13 protein-coding genes are annotated in these 13,652 nt (G+C 60.1%); 7 read left to right on the top strand and 6 right to left on the bottom strand.

Features of this window, described 5'->3' with window-relative positions; translation table 11 throughout:
- The first annotated feature begins 59 nt into the window (after positions 1 to 59).
- Positions 60 to 959 carry a LysR family transcriptional regulator gene (locus ACEN9A_RS13985; protein ID WP_019578886.1) on the top strand — a complete coding sequence of 300 codons (900 nt, stop codon included), beginning with the start codon at positions 60 to 62 and terminating at the stop codon, positions 957 to 959.
- A gap of 129 nt (positions 960 to 1,088) precedes the next feature.
- Here the strand turns inward: ACEN9A_RS13985 and ACEN9A_RS13980 are convergent, their stop codons facing one another.
- Both ACEN9A_RS13980 and ACEN9A_RS13975 read right to left on the bottom strand, forming a co-directional pair.
- Positions 1,089 to 1,286, bottom strand: a complete 198-nt coding sequence (locus ACEN9A_RS13980) for a YbdD/YjiX family protein (protein ID WP_007938220.1) — start codon at positions 1,284 to 1,286, stop codon at positions 1,089 to 1,091.
- Positions 1,287 to 1,300: 14 nt separating this feature from the next.
- Positions 1,301 to 3,358 carry a carbon starvation CstA family protein gene (locus tag ACEN9A_RS13975; protein ID WP_230173690.1) on the bottom strand — a complete coding sequence of 686 codons (2,058 nt, stop codon included), beginning with the start codon at positions 3,356 to 3,358 and terminating at the stop codon, positions 1,301 to 1,303.
- 384 nt (positions 3,359 to 3,742) lie between these two features.
- On the opposite strand from ACEN9A_RS13975, the gene ACEN9A_RS13970 reads away from it, so the two are divergent.
- A complete protein-coding gene (locus tag ACEN9A_RS13970; RefSeq protein WP_258674065.1) occupies positions 3,743 to 5,104 on the top strand; it encodes a cache domain-containing protein in 1,362 nt (453 codons plus the stop codon).
- A 33-nt stretch (positions 5,105 to 5,137) separates the two neighbouring features.
- The gene (locus ACEN9A_RS13965) at positions 5,138 to 5,770 is read left to right on the top strand and encodes a response regulator (protein WP_258674064.1); all 633 of its coding nucleotides are present in this window, start codon (positions 5,138 to 5,140) and stop codon (positions 5,768 to 5,770) included.
- Here the strand turns inward: ACEN9A_RS13965 and ACEN9A_RS13960 are convergent.
- Both ACEN9A_RS13960 and ACEN9A_RS13955 read right to left on the bottom strand, forming a co-directional pair.
- Positions 5,767 to 6,291, bottom strand: a complete 525-nt coding sequence (locus ACEN9A_RS13960) for a cupin domain-containing protein (protein ID WP_258674063.1) — start codon at positions 6,289 to 6,291, stop codon at positions 5,767 to 5,769. The two genes, ACEN9A_RS13965 and ACEN9A_RS13960, sit on opposite strands and share 4 nt — an antisense overlap.
- 24 nt (positions 6,292 to 6,315) lie before the next feature.
- Positions 6,316 to 6,840 carry a transporter suffix domain-containing protein gene (locus ACEN9A_RS13955; protein ID WP_019649704.1) on the bottom strand — a complete coding sequence of 175 codons (525 nt, stop codon included), beginning with the start codon at positions 6,838 to 6,840 and terminating at the stop codon, positions 6,316 to 6,318.
- Between the two features lie 202 nt (positions 6,841 to 7,042).
- Here ACEN9A_RS13955 and ACEN9A_RS13950 point away from each other — a divergent pair, with 202 nt between their 5' ends.
- Genes ACEN9A_RS13950 through ACEN9A_RS13940 form a run of 3 tightly spaced genes read left to right on the top strand, consistent with a single transcriptional unit; the run spans position 7,043 to position 10,746 of the window.
- A complete protein-coding gene (locus ACEN9A_RS13950) occupies positions 7,043 to 8,581 on the top strand; it encodes an efflux transporter outer membrane subunit (protein WP_258674062.1) in 1,539 nt (512 codons plus the stop codon).
- On the top strand, positions 8,574 to 9,725 hold the full coding sequence (locus tag ACEN9A_RS13945; protein ID WP_258674060.1) for an HlyD family secretion protein: 1,152 nt from the start codon (positions 8,574 to 8,576) through the stop codon (positions 9,723 to 9,725). Before ACEN9A_RS13950 ends, ACEN9A_RS13945 begins: the two co-directional genes overlap by 8 nt.
- Positions 9,715 to 10,746, top strand: a complete 1,032-nt coding sequence (locus ACEN9A_RS13940) for a DUF2955 domain-containing protein (protein WP_258674058.1) — start codon at positions 9,715 to 9,717, stop codon at positions 10,744 to 10,746. The genes ACEN9A_RS13945 and ACEN9A_RS13940 overlap by 11 nt, the downstream gene beginning before the upstream one ends.
- Here the strand turns inward: ACEN9A_RS13940 and ACEN9A_RS13935 are convergent.
- Both ACEN9A_RS13935 and ACEN9A_RS13930 read right to left on the bottom strand, forming a co-directional pair.
- The gene (locus tag ACEN9A_RS13935; RefSeq protein WP_258674056.1) at positions 10,731 to 11,183 is read right to left on the bottom strand and encodes a YMGG-like glycine zipper-containing protein; all 453 of its coding nucleotides are present in this window, start codon (positions 11,181 to 11,183) and stop codon (positions 10,731 to 10,733) included. The genes ACEN9A_RS13940 and ACEN9A_RS13935 overlap by 16 nt on opposite strands.
- Positions 11,180 to 12,106, bottom strand: coding sequence for a helix-turn-helix domain-containing protein (locus ACEN9A_RS13930; RefSeq protein WP_019578879.1), 927 nt, complete (start codon positions 12,104 to 12,106; stop codon positions 11,180 to 11,182). The genes ACEN9A_RS13935 and ACEN9A_RS13930 overlap by 4 nt, the downstream gene beginning before the upstream one ends.
- Before the next feature lie 162 nt (positions 12,107 to 12,268).
- Between ACEN9A_RS13930 and ACEN9A_RS13925 the strand changes: the two genes are divergently transcribed.
- The gene (locus tag ACEN9A_RS13925) at positions 12,269 to 13,627 is read left to right on the top strand and encodes a glutamine synthetase family protein (protein WP_258674054.1); all 1,359 of its coding nucleotides are present in this window, start codon (positions 12,269 to 12,271) and stop codon (positions 13,625 to 13,627) included.
- Positions 13,628 to 13,652: the final 25 nt, after the last annotated feature.

Raw genomic sequence — 13,652 nt, 5'->3', positions numbered from 1 at the left:
ATACGCGGGCTGCCGAAGACCAATACCGAATTCGGACCGATCAATACCCAAGGAACAGGATGCTGGATCTACGCAAGTTACGTTACTTTTTGACGGTCGCCGAAGAGCTGCACTTTGGTCGCGCGGCACTGCGTCTGCACCTCGCCCAGCCGCCGTTGACCCGGCAGATTTCCGCTCTGGAAGCCGAGCTGGGTTTTCGTCTGTTTGACCGCACCAGCCGCACGGTGTCGCTCACGGCCCAAGGCCGGCATTTTCTGCCTTATGCGCGCGCCATGCTGGAGCAAGCCGACCTGACCGAAATCATCGCCGGCAAGCTGGCCGCTGGCTCGACCGGGCAACTCGTGTTGGGTTACGCCAGCTCGATTGCCCTGTCAGACCTATTCAGCCAGGCCATTCAAGCTTTTGCCCAACGCTTTCCAGAGGTTCAACTGACTCTGGTGGAAGGTGCGTCCAGCAGTCTATGGTCACAGGTCGCCGATGGTCGTATCGATATTGGTATGAGCCGGTTGCTGCCTCAAAACGGGCAAGCCGAGGTCCGGGTACTATCCCTGGGTGAAGAACCCTTAGTGGCAGCCCTTTCCAGTGACAACCCGTTGGCCGGCCAGGCCGAGGTCAACCTCGCCCAGCTCAGCGCGTACCCCTTGATTTTATTTCCGGTCGATTACGGCTCGGGGCTCAACGAATCCATTCAACAACTGTACCGACGCAACGGGTTGCCCCTGCGCCCAGGTCCATCCGGACGGCAAATTACCTCGATCATCGCGCTGGTGGCCGCCGGGCAAGGCGTTGCGCTGGTTCCCCAGTGCACCCAGACGTTGGTAAAAAAGGGGGTGACCTACCGCCCGCTGGCTGACTCCGAAGCTCGCGCGCAACTGCTGATACTGACGCGAGCCCAAGGGCGCAGCCTGCTGGTCGAGGCCTTCATGGGGGTGATCGACGAACTGATGCCAGTCAGTTAAAGCACAATCCATGTGGAAGCGAGCCTGCTCGCGATGACGGCATAACATTCAACGTTGCAGTTGACTGTCAGACCGCTATCGCGAGCAGGCTCGCTCCCACGAAAACCACTTCAACATTACATCAGCGGGTCAACAGCACTTCGGCCCTGCCTTACCGCCGTAACGAGCCTCCTGACGTTCGCGGAAGAACATCTCATAGCTCATCACCGGCTTGTCCGGGTGTTCGGTTTGCATATGCTCGACGTAGTTGTCGTAGTCGGGCATGCCGACCATCAGGCGCGCGGCCTGACCGAGGTATTTGCCCAGGCGACTCAGGTCATTGAACATGCTGCCCTCCTCGATCAAGCATCTGGCAGCGCATGGAATGGCGCTTCTTTATCCGTACGTTCTTTGGTGCCCCAGGCGGCAATGCCGACTTTAAGCGCAAAGAACAGGATGCTGAACACCACGAGCAGGAACAACACCGTCAGCGTTGCGTTGGTGTAGGCGTTGTAGATCACGTGCTGCATCTGCTCGATGCTCTTGGCCGGCGCGAGTACTTGACCGTTGGCCAAGGCATCGCTGTATTTCTTGGCCAGCGCGAGGAAACCGATTGCCGGGTTGGCGTCGAACAGCTTGATGAAGCCGGCGGTGGTGGTGCAGATCAGCAGCCAAACGGCTGGCAGCATGGTCACCCACACATAGCGTTGGCGTTTCATTTTGATCAGCACAACGGTTGCCAGCATCAGCGCGATACCAGCCAGCATCTGGTTGGAGATACCGAACAGCGGCCACAAGGTGTTGATGCCGCCCAATGGGTCGATCACGCCTTGGTACAACAGGTAACCCCACATCGCCACGCAACCGGCCGTGGCGATCAGGTTGGCGGTCCAGGATTCGGTGCGTTTCAGCGCCGGCACGAAGGAGCCGAGCAAGTCCTGCAGCATGAAACGTCCGGCACGGGTACCGGCATCGACCGCAGTCAGGATGAACAGCGCTTCAAACAGAATCGCGAAGTGGTACCAGAACGCCATGGTGTTTTCACCCGGCAGCACGTGGTGCAGGATCTGCGCGATACCGACCGCCAGGGTTGGCGCACCGCCGGCACGGGCCAGGATGGTGGTTTCACCGATGTCCTTGGCCACCGCTTGCAGGGCTTCCGGGGTAATCGCGAAACCCCAGCTGCTGACTGTCTGCGCAACCGAAACAGCATCGGCGCCGACCAGAGCTGCCGGGCTGTTCATGGCGAAATAGACGCCCGGCTCGATCACCGAAGCAGCCACCATTGCCATGATCGCCACGAAGGATTCCATCAGCATGCCGCCGTAACCGATGTAACGGGCATGGCCCTCGCTGGCAAGCAGCTTCGGCGTGGTGCCGGAAGCAATCAGTGCGTGGAAACCGGACACCGCGCCACAGGCGATGGTGATGAACAGGAACGGGAACAGCCCACCCTTCCACACCGGCCCGGTGCCGTCGATGAACTGGGTCAATGCCGGCATTTTCAGCTCGGGCATGGTGATCAGAATGCCGATCGCCAGCGCAACGATGGTGCCGATCTTGAGGAACGTGGACAGGTAATCACGCGGCGCCAGGATCAGCCATACCGGCAATACGGCCGCGACAAAACCGTAGCCGATCAGCATCCAGGTAATCTGCAGTCCAGTGAAGGTAAAGGCTTTGGCCCAGACCGGGTCAGCAGCAATCTGCCCGCCCAGCCAGATCGAACCCAGCAGCAACGCCACGCCGATCACCGAGATTTCACCGATACGGCCCGGACGGATGTAGCGCATGTAGACGCCCATGAACATCGCGATCGGGATGGTCGCCATCACGGTAAAGATGCCCCACGGGCTTTCGGCCAGGGCCTTGACCACGATCAGCGCCAGCACCGCGAGGATGATGATCATGATCAGGAAGCAGCCAAACAGCGCGATGGTCCCGGGGATGCGGCCCATTTCTTCACGGACCATGTCGCCCAGGGAGCGGCCGTTGCGGCGGGTGGACATGAACAGGACCATGAAGTCCTGAACCGCACCGGCCAGCACCACACCGGCAATCAGCCACAACGTGCCGGGCAGGTAGCCCATCTGCGCCGCCAACACCGGACCGACCAGCGGCCCCGCGCCGGCAATGGCCGCGAAGTGGTGACCGAAGAGTACGTGTTTATTGGTCGGCACATAGTCCAGACCATCGTTGTTGAGTACGGCGGGAGTGGCTCGATTGGGGTCGAGTTGCATCACCTTGGTGGCGATGAACAGGCTGTAATAGCGGTATGCGACGAGATAAATAGCGACGGCTGCGACTACGATCCAGAGGGCGTTGATCGCTTCGCCGCGGCGCAGGGCCACGACACTTAGCGCAAACGCTCCCAAGACAGCCACGGCAAACCAGGCGAGGTGTTTAGCCAGACGGGGCATAGCGTGTCTCCTGCCGACAGTCAGTGACTGCGGCGGTAATTATTATAATTGTGTCCGCTTTGCGGAGCGGGCCCAATATCCCCCCATGCTGTCGACAAATAAATCCGCGTTACTACGTACGTGGCGTCTACGTAGTTCTACGTAGATGGCGCTGATGCAACACCTGTGAGCTGTGGCGAGGGGGCTTGCCCCCGTTTGGGTGCGTAGCACTCACAAAATCTCTGGTGTATCAGAGATTTTGGGGCCGCTTCGCAGCCCAACGGGGGCAAGCCCCCTCGCCACAGCTCACTCCCTTAGGTTTTGCATTTCATCACGACCGCAGGCGCGTATCTTTGGCATATGATGCCGGGCCTTCGCCCTCCCTCGGTCTGGCCAGGAGTAGAGATGCAGCTCAAACACAAAATCGTCGCGCTCGGGATTCTGCCGCTGGTGCTGGCGATCGCGGTCATCTGCGCGCTGGTGATTTCCCTGAACCGCCAACTGGGTGATCAACAGGCGCAACTGATCGAAGACAGCATTCTGGCCAGCAAGCGCGCAGAGCTGAAAAACTACGTCGAAATGGCGCAAAGCCTGATCGCGCCGCTGTACGACAACGGCCGTGGTGACGAACACGCACAGCAACAAGTGCTGGAAGAACTGCGCAAGCTCAGTTTTGGCATCAATGGCTACTTCTTCGTCTACGACCGCGAAGGCCGCAGCCTGATGCACGCACGCCAGTCGGAGCTGGTGGGCCAATACCTGTGGGACATGAAAGACCCTCACGGCCTGCCGGTAATCCAGGCGTTGCTCAAAAGCGCGGCATCCGGCGAAGGTTTTCAACGTTACGCCTGGAACAAACCCTCTTCCGGCCAAGTGACCGACAAGCTCGCCTACGTAGTGATGCTCGATCGTTGGGGCTGGATGCTCGGCACCGGCATCTACCTTGAAGACGTTGAACGCGCCACCCAACAAGCGCGTGCCGAGGTGGCTCAGGGGATCCGCACAACCATGCTGGCGATTGCCGCGGTGGCGCTTGTAGCGGTGCTGTTTGTGTTCGCCAGCGGCATGACGCTGAACGTCAGCGAACATCGCCTGGCCGACAAGAAGCTGCAGCGCCTGACCCAACGTATCGTCAGCCTTCAGGAGGAAGAGCGTTCGCGGGTTTCCCGAGAGCTGCACGACGGTATCAGCCAGTTGCTGGTCTCTATCAAGTTTCAGTTCGAACTGGCCAGCCATGTGCTGGAGAATGGCCAAGACAAAGGCTTGAGCATTTTAAGAGACGCCACCGAGCGCCTGGGGGAAGCGATCGGTGAGGTTCGCAGCCTCTCCCACGACCTGCGCTCATCATTGCTCGACACCCTCGGCCTGCCGGCGGCAATCGGTCAACTCGCCGCCGAGTTCGAGCAACGCAGCGGTCTTGTTGTAACCTTCAACGATAACGAATTCGACTGCCATCTGGCCGATGGCGCCGCCGCCTCGCTGTTTCGCATTGTGCAAGAAGGCCTGACCAACATCGAACGCCACGCCCAGGCAAAACACGTCATCATTACCCTGCACGGCTGCGAAAAGTCCGTACGGTTGACGGTGATCGATGACGGCATCGGTTTCAACGTCGCCCAGGTCGAACGTCGCCAGGCCGGCATTGGCCTGCGTAATATCCGCGAGCGGGTCGAGCATTTTGGCGGTCGATTCGAACTGATCTCGATGCCGGGGAAAAGTGAGCTGGACGTAGTGCTGCCGATGAAGCCACCCGGTACAGAACGCTGACTCCCCCCATAACAATTAGAGTGAATGCCTGCGATGAACCTGCCCTACCCGATCCGCGTCGCCCTGGTCGACGATCACTCCCTGGTCCGCGATGGAATCAAATCGCTGCTGGCGGTCATGGCGTCGCTGGAAGTGGTGGGCGAAGCCGAGAATGGCGCCGATGCCATTGAGATGGTCGGGCGCTGTCAGCCGGATCTGTTGCTGGTCGACATCAGCCTGAAGGATATCAACGGGCTCGAGCTGACCCGGCTGTTGCGCAGCCAGTACCCGTCGCTCAAGGTGCTGGTGCTGAGCATGTACGACAACTACGAATACGTCAGTGAATCGGTTCGCTCGGGGGCCAGCGGCTATGTACTGAAGAACGCGCCTTCACGGGAAATCATTGCGGCCATCGAAGCCATTGTCAGTGGCGGGACGTTCTACAGTGCAGAAATCGCCCAACGGCTTATCGCCGATAAAAGTACCGACAACGAACTGACACCACGCGAGAGCCAGGTGCTGTACAAAATGGCTCAGGGGTTGAACAACAAGGAAATGGCTCGCGAGCTGGACATCAGCGTCCGCACAGTGGAAACCCATCGCCTGAGCATCCGCCGCAAACTCAACATCGACAAACCCGCCGCCCTCGTAAAATACGCGATCGATCACGGAATCATTTCTGGTTAATCCGCTGTCAGCTTTTCAAATAACTCCGAATGCTCGGGAAACATCTCGCCGAGCTTGCGCCGAGTCCCCAGTTCCATGTCCGCGTAATCAAACCCCGGCGCAACGGCTTCACTGATCAAGCCGTAACCCGCCGCGCCCTCCATCAGTTGCGAGGCCTTCCAGACGCCGCCCGGCACATGCAGCTGCAAACACTGACCCGCAATCACGTCGTTGCCCATCACCACGGTTTTCAATGAACCGTCCGGAAAAATCAGGCTGTACTGAATCGGGTCGCCCAGATGGTAGTAATGCACAATGTCGGACTGATTCAGATGGAAATGGCCAATCGGCGCATCCTCGGTCAACAGGTAATAGATGGAGGTCAGCAAGTAACGCTGACCTCCTTCGGTCTCAACCATGGCGCGGTGATCCGCCTGAAAGGTTCTGCGGTAGAAACCACCTTCCGTGTGCGGTTCGAGGTTGAGCGCAGCGACGATGGCTTGAGCATCAGGTTTGTTTGTATCGAGTCCCTCTTTCTTCATCCTGCAGACGCTCCTGACGACGATTCACACTGTACTGGTATTCACGACACGCGCCGTGCGGATAAACAAGGCACGGACCTTGTCCCAAAAATTCCCGCCCAAAACGAAAAAGCTGCCGACCAACAGGGCATCGCCCAACACCTGGACCTGCCAGAGGTTCGGTCTCAGCCCCGGCCAAAGCGTATCTACGTAAGGTTCGAGAAACGATGAAATCAGTGGCAGGCAAAACATCACCATGCCAATTCTATGGCGAGCCGGGCCTACTTCCAGGTCGGCGGCCGGTGCAAGCGTGGAGACATAACCAAACACGTTGCGCTTGAGTTGCTGAAAACCGGACTTGCCCATGACCGCAATGGCGAGGATCAACAGAATCTTGTTGCTGATAAACAGGATGCCTGTCAGTGCCGCGATTTTTGGGCCGGGCACATCCGCGGCGGCGGCGAGTGGCACCGTCAGCCAGGAGATCACTGTCAAACTGAGTATCGCAATGCCTGCTTTGAAGCGCCAACCGGTGGAACTGGGGGCAATCTCGTCCTGGGGGCTGCTCATGGTCTTCGTACCCGTCTTTTTGGCCCGAATGAATAACTTTCAGAAGCGTAGCAGTTGCCCGACCCCATGATCGTCCAACATGACCTTGTGTTTGTCCGGGCTGTACTAACCTAAGCAAACCGGCTCAAGCCCAATAGCCAGGGCATTCAATACTTGGGGACTCCAGGATGAGGTTTTCCCGTGACCTGCTTGTAGTGCAGCCATGCTGACGCGTTCGGCTCGGCTACTTCTGCTGGGCGCCCTGGGCCTTGGCGGCTGCGTGCGTCTGGGACCGGATTTCCAGGCCCCGGGCGAGGCCTGGACAAAACTCTGGAGCAGCCCTGCGCTTGAACAGGCCAGCCAAAGACGCGCCTATCCCGATGTGCGCCAGTGGTGGCAAGTGTTCGCCGACCCGGTCCTCGACGGGCTGATCGCCGAAGCGGATGCGCACAATTCCAACCTGAAAATTGCCGGCCTTCGCGTCATGGAAGCCCGTGCCCGGTTGGGGATTGCCCAAAGCGGACGCTATCCGCAACTGCAACAGGCCAGCGCCGAGAGCTTGTACATCAACCGTCGGCAATACGGCGGCAGTAACCCGCAAGACAGCCATTTCTGGCAACACAGCGTGGGCTTTGATGTCGGTTGGGAACTGGACTTCTGGGGACGTTTCAGTCGGGCCATCGAGTCGTCAGATGCCAGTTACTTTGCGGCTCAAGCCAATTATGAAGACGTACTGGTACTGCTGCGTGCTCAAGTGGCCGACACTTACTTCTCATTGCGCACCACCGAAGCGCGTTTACGCGTCGCCCGGGAAAACGCCGAACAGCAAAAACGCAATTTCGAGATCACCGAGAAACTGTTCAACAGCGGCCAGAGCGCCGAGCTCGATTTGCAACAAGCCAAGACCCAGTACCTCGGCACCTTGAGCAGCATTCCGGAGCTTGAGGGGCAAGTGCTGCGCACCCGCAACGCATTGGCCGTACTGATCGGACAGCCACCCAACGCCCTGCCCCGATTGCTCGAAAACCAGGGATTGATTCCGCTGGTAGACCGTGCCGTGCTGCAAGACGTACCCGCCAGCTTGCTGTTGCGTCGACCGGACGTACGCGCCGCCGAACTCAACGTCGCCGCCCAATCGGCGCTGATCGGCGTGGCAGAAACCGACTTCTATCCATCGCTGACCTTGCTCGGCAGCATCGTCTGGTCGACCGACACGCTGAAGGGCACCTCCAACAGCCTGGACCTGATCGGCGGCCCCAGTTTGCGCTGGAACCTGTTTGATCACGGTCAGATCAGCAACAACGTGCGGGTGCAGGATGCGCGGTTGCAGCAGCTGATCGAGGTTTATCGCGACAAAGTCCGCGAGGCTGCGCGCGAAGCCGATGATGCCGCCAGCGGCCTGAGCAAATCACTGGAACGCGAGCGCATCCTGAGTGAAGCGCAGGTCGCCGCCAAGCGCTCGCTGAGCCTGGCCAACAGCCAATACCGCGAAGGCTACTCGGACTTCCAGCGGGTGCTGGATGCCCAACGCGCATTGCTCGAACAACAGGACAATTACCTGGTCAGCCGCAGCAATGCCGTGAGCAACCTGATCGCCCTGTACAAAGCCCTCGGCGGTGGCTGGTACAGCGCCCTGCCAACCGTCGACCCAGGCACTCGCCAACAAATGGAACACCGCACCGACTGGGGCAACCTGCTGAATGAACCGGCCCCTTCGCCAGCCCTCTCTTCCACGTCAGACAAGGTCAAAGCCGATGAGTGAACCCTCACCGCCCGCCGCTGAAGCGCCCTCTTCCAAGGCGCCCGAACCGGCTGCCGATCCGGCTGCCGATCCGGCAAAAAAAGGCATCAAATGGGTGCTGCTGCTGATCGTCCTGAGCCTGGCCTGGTATCTGTTGGCTGACCGTTTCACGCCGTATACGCAACAGGCTCGGGTCGGTGCCTTTGTGATTCCGGTGGCGGCTGAAGTGGCCGGCCGCGTGATCCGCGTGAATGTGCGCAACAACCAAGACGTCAAGGCCGGCGATGTGCTGTTCGAGGTCGATCAGCAGCCCTATCAAATAGCCGCCGACCGCGCACGCGCGGATCTTGAGTCTACCCGCCGGCAGATCGGCGCCAGCACCGCCGGCATTGCCTCCGCGCAAGCCTCGTTGCGGGCGGCCCAGGCCAATGAACTCAAGGCCCGGCAGGATAACGAACGCCTTGAAAGCCTGTACCGCCAAGACCGCGGAACCATTTCCGTGCGCCTGCTGGAAGCCTCGCGGGCCAGCCGTGAGCAGGCCGTCAGCCAGGTCGCCGCGGCCCGTGCCGAAGTCCAGCGAGCACGGGAACAGGAAGGTGGCAGCGAGGAAGACAACGCGCTGTTGCGCAGCGCTGCCACGGCGTTGTCAAAAGCCGAACTCGACATGGCCAACACTCAAGTCCGCGCGCGCTCGGCGGGTTTGATTACTGACCTGCGCACCGACGTCGGGCAATTCGCCGCGGTCGGCACGCCGGTCATGACCTTGATTGCCATTCACGATGTGTGGATCAGTGCGGACATGACCGAGAACAACCTTGGGCGGGTCAAGCCTGGAACTCCGGTGGCGATCGTGCTGGACGCGCTGCCGGGCGAGGTCTTCGAGGGGCGGGTGCGCAGCGTCGGCTACGGCGTCAGCGTGGGGCAGACGCCGGCGCCGGGCACCTTGCCTAGCGTGCAGAACAGTCGCGACTGGTTGCGTCCGGCCCAACGCTTCCCGGTGATCATCGAATTTTCTGACGAGGCGATGCAGGTGCTGCGTGACAGTCGCGCCATTCGTGCCGGTGGCCAGGCCGAAGTCATGGCCTTTCCTGCGCAGAACAATCCGCTGAATCCCTTGGGACGCCTGTTTTTCTGGCTGATGAGCTGGCTGTCTTATGCCTATTGATCGCCCGCCCAGATACCAACGGGCGCCGCGTCTGGCCGTCGGCACGGCGCTGTGCCTGGCCATCAGCTTCGGCCTGGCACTGCCGATTCCGTTTATTGCGCCGGTGCTTTCTGTGTTGCTGTTAGCCACGCTTAACAAACCCCTGCCATTCAAGGCCGGAGTGATGCTGGCAGTGGTTGCGATGCTGACCACCGGCATCGGGCTGTTACTGATCCCGGTCCTGCGTTATTACCCCCTCAGCGGTGTGCTGCTGATCGGTGTCAGTCTGTTCCTGGCCTTTGGTTTCGGGCTGCGCGGCGGCAACACCTTGGTCGTGACCTTTCTGATCATTGGCCTGACGATGATTTCCTCGGCCGGCGTTGCCGAGTTCGATCTGGCGATGATGGTCATCGGTGCCCTGGTCAAGGCCTTGCTCCTCGCCGTCATCGTCGTCGCGATCAGTCACTGGCTGTTTCCCGACCCGGCCAATGCACCCTCGCCACCTGCCGCCAGTGCTATGCCGGCGCAAGAAGTGCCCAGGATAGCGCTGCGTGCCACCCTGATCGTGATGCCGGCGTTCCTGTTGGCGCTGATCGACCCGGCCAGTTATCTGCCGATCATTTTGAAAGCGGTCAGTCTGGGCCAGCAGAGTTCAACGGTAACGACGCGCAACGCCAGTCGCGAACTGCTCGGCTCGACTTTGATGGGCGGGCTGTTGGCCATTGTGTTCTGGTGCGCGCTCAGTCTGTTCGTGCACTTGTGGATGTTCTTTCTGTGGATGCTGCTGTTTGGCTTGCTGTTGGCGCGCAAGCTCTATGCCCTGAGTCCGACTCGGCAAACCCCGGGGTTCTGGCTCAACAGCCTGGTCACGTTGATCATCCTGCTGGGCCAGTCGGTGCAGGACAGTCTTGCCGGCAAAGACGTCTATACCGCCTTCGCCGTGCGCATGGCGCTGTTTATCGCCCTCACGCTCTATGCCGACCTGATGGTTCACCTGATCGAACAGCGGCAGCGAACGCCTGATGCTCAGGGCGTTACCTGATAACCGCGCCCTTGCAGGCAGCTGGTATAGGCGGTTGAACTGGTCGCCGCGCTGGTTTTTTGCTGCGCCCGGCGCTCCTGACGCTGGCGCGCGCCACCAACCACTGCGCCCGCCGCTGCGGTTTGCCCGGCCCGGTTCTGGCGATATTCCTGTTTCACATCGTCGTCGACCCCCTCGTAAAACTCGTCATGCTGACGCCCCCGGACCTCAGCGCCCACCGCCCCGGCAGCAGCACCCACCGCAGCACCGCGCAAGCGCCCGCCCGAGGGTGGTGGTGTTGAGGAACTCTGACTCGCCGCGACGTTGCGGCAATCGTTGATGTCCAGCTGGGTTTGTTGCGAACTCTGCCCTTTCAACGGCACAACCGTTTCGGCCTGGACCTGCGTACAGGCCATCGACATTACGACACACAGACTGAAAGACGATAACCGACTCATGATGACCTCCGACAAGGTCCACTGTGTTGGCGGGCGAGCGTCTGGCTGGGAAGTTCCTGGAACAGCGCTCGATAACTGCTGGAAAACCGCCCCAAATGCCAGAACGACCAGTGCATCGCCACTTGCGCGACTGTCGTGTCGCTGGCCGTTCGGCTGAGCAACTCACGGCGCGCACTGTTGAGCCGGCGCAAGCGCAACCAATGCGAGGGCGTCATCCCGGTGTACGCCTTGAACGCGTGCTGCAACTGACGCAACGAAACCCCGGCCACCTGGGACAGTTCCAGCAAATTGAGGGTTTCTTCCGGGGTATCGGCGGCCCATTCGGCGACGCGCTTCATGATCGTTCGCTCTTCGGCCCGGCGCTGCAAGCCTGCTCGATCCAGGCACACACAGGCGTTATCGAGGATGAACAAACAGTCCTCCAACAACTGCTGGGTCAATGCCTCTTTGCTCGGCGGATCCAGCGTCTGCTCCAGTCGCGTCAAGGTGCCGCTCAACCAGCGGCTGAACAGCGCGTTCTGCCCGCAATTGAGCGGCGACATGAACAAGCCTTCGAGCCGCGCCACGTCCAGGCCATGCCGTTGAACGAATTGCGGCCCGAACACCACGGCGATTTCCTGGTAGTTCTCCGGGGTGATCCAGATGTTGCGGCTCTCGCCGTTCAACATGTACAGCGAGTTGTCGTTGCGATCGAAACAGAACGCCAGTGAGCCTTCGGGGGCGCTGAAATTCTGCTCGACCCGGGTGTTCATCTGCTCTTCGTAAATCTCCACGCCTTGCAAGTCCAGATAGCGCACCCGCCCGGCGAAATGCCCCGGTGACATCTGCTGATAGTGCTGCACCCAACCCGGTGTGGCGCGGATCTGCTCGGCCACGTCGGCGGTGTTGAAGGCTTGAACCTGTAACGGATTGCACGCTGTCATGGGGTGACCTTACGCACTCGTTTGGTGCGTTTTGGTGCTGCTTAAAGTGGATAGATGGAACGCCACGGCTCACCCAAGATAGTCGTCAATGCGCCACAGGGGAAGTGTCCGGTGGATGAAGGCGCCTTCCCCGGCGTAATTCAAACCAACAATGAGGTCTTTATGAATGTCCCTTTCGATCAGCTGTTCACGTGGCTGAAAGATCACAAGATTACCGAGGTCGAGTGTGTGGTCAGCGACTTGACCGGCATTGCTCGCGGCAAGATTGCACCCACCAACAAGTTCCTGCATGAGCGAGGCATGCGCCTGCCGGAAAGTGTGCTGTTGCAAACGGTAACCGGGGACTTTGTCGACGACGACATCTACTACGACCTGCTCGACCCGGCCGACATCGACATGGTCTGCAAACCTGTCGCCGACGCGGTTTACGTGGTGCCGTGGGCCATCGAACCCACCGCCATCGTGATCCACGATACCTTCGACAAGTTCGGCAACCCCATCGAACTGTCGCCGCGCAACGTGCTGAAGAAAGTGCTGCAGCTTTACACCGACAAAGGCTGGCAGCCGATTGTCGCGCCGGAAATGGAGTTCTACCTGACCCAGCGCTGTGAAGACCCGGACTTGCCACTCAAGGCACCATTGGGCCGTTCTGGCCGCGCGGAAAGCGGTCGTCAGTCGTTTTCCATCGACGCCGCCAACGAGTTCGATCCACTGTTTGAAGACGTCTACGACTGGTGCGAACTGCAGGGCCTGGACCTCGACACGCTGATCCACGAAGACGGCCCGGCGCAGATGGAAATCAACTTCCGTCATGGCGATGCGCTGGACCTGGCGGACCAGATCACCGTGTTCAAACGCACCCTGCGCGAGGCGGCACTCAAGCACAACGTGACTGCGACTTTCATGGCCAAACCCATTGGTGACGAACCTGGCAGCGCCATGCACATCCATCAAAGCGTGGTCGACATCGCCAGCGGCCAGCCGATCTTCGCCGATGCCGATGGGCGGATGAGCGAGCTCTTCCGGCACCACATCGGCGGCCTGCAAAAGTACATTCCCAAAGTGCTGCCGATGTTCGCGCCCAACGTCAATTCGTTCCGCCGCTTCCTGCCCGACACCTCGGCGCCGGTCAACGTCGAATGGGGCGAAGAAAACCGCACCGTCGGCCTGCGCGTGCCGACCTCGAGCCCCGACGCCATGCGCGTGGAAAACCGTTTGCCGGGTGCCGACGCCAACCCTTACCTGGCGATCGCCGCGAGCCTGTTGTGCGGCTACCTGGGCATGGTCGAAAAGGTCGAGCCGAGCGCCGCGGTGCAGGGTCGTGCTTACGAACGACGCAACCTGCGTCTGCCGATCACCATCGAGGATGCACTCACACGCATGGAAGAGTGCGAAACCATCAAGCGCTACCTGGGCAGCAAATTCGTCCGGGGGTATGTCGCGGTCAAGCGCGCCGAACACGAGAACTTCAAGCGCGTGATCAGCTCCTGGGAGCGCGAGTTTCTGCTGCTCAGCGTCTAAAAAACACACGCCCACATGAGATCAC

It is taken from the genome of Pseudomonas sp. Pseusp18, assembly GCF_059506005.1.
Note: the sequence above shows the minus strand (reverse complement) of the source record. Positions and strands in the feature narration are given on the sequence as shown.

What these genes read in the sequence shown, in the direction of transcription:
- ACEN9A_RS13975 (WP_230173690.1), bottom strand. Translation starts at nt 3,358, where the DNA reads ATGCCCCGTCTGGCTAAACACCTCGCCTGGTTTGCCGTGGCTGTCTTG.
- ACEN9A_RS13950 (WP_258674062.1), top strand. Translation starts at nt 7,043, where the DNA reads ATGCTGACGCGTTCGGCTCGGCTACTTCTGCTGGGCGCCCTGGGCCTT.
- ACEN9A_RS13955 (WP_019649704.1), bottom strand. Translation starts at nt 6,840, where the DNA reads ATGAGCAGCCCCCAGGACGAGATTGCCCCCAGTTCCACCGGTTGGCGC.
- ACEN9A_RS13960 (WP_258674063.1), bottom strand. Translation starts at nt 6,291, where the DNA reads ATGAAGAAAGAGGGACTCGATACAAACAAACCTGATGCTCAAGCCATC.
- ACEN9A_RS13935 (WP_258674056.1), bottom strand. Translation starts at nt 11,183, where the DNA reads ATGAGTCGGTTATCGTCTTTCAGTCTGTGTGTCGTAATGTCGATGGCC.
- ACEN9A_RS13945 (WP_258674060.1), top strand. Translation starts at nt 8,574, where the DNA reads ATGAGTGAACCCTCACCGCCCGCCGCTGAAGCGCCCTCTTCCAAGGCG.
- ACEN9A_RS13925 (WP_258674054.1), top strand. Translation starts at nt 12,269, where the DNA reads ATGAATGTCCCTTTCGATCAGCTGTTCACGTGGCTGAAAGATCACAAG.
- ACEN9A_RS13940 (WP_258674058.1), top strand. Translation starts at nt 9,715, where the DNA reads ATGCCTATTGATCGCCCGCCCAGATACCAACGGGCGCCGCGTCTGGCC.
- ACEN9A_RS13930 (WP_019578879.1), bottom strand. Translation starts at nt 12,106, where the DNA reads ATGACAGCGTGCAATCCGTTACAGGTTCAAGCCTTCAACACCGCCGAC.
- ACEN9A_RS13980 (WP_007938220.1), bottom strand. Translation starts at nt 1,286, where the DNA reads ATGTTCAATGACCTGAGTCGCCTGGGCAAATACCTCGGTCAGGCCGCG.
- ACEN9A_RS13970 (WP_258674065.1), top strand. Translation starts at nt 3,743, where the DNA reads ATGCAGCTCAAACACAAAATCGTCGCGCTCGGGATTCTGCCGCTGGTG.
- ACEN9A_RS13985 (WP_019578886.1), top strand. Translation starts at nt 60, where the DNA reads ATGCTGGATCTACGCAAGTTACGTTACTTTTTGACGGTCGCCGAAGAG.
- ACEN9A_RS13965 (WP_258674064.1), top strand. Translation starts at nt 5,138, where the DNA reads ATGAACCTGCCCTACCCGATCCGCGTCGCCCTGGTCGACGATCACTCC.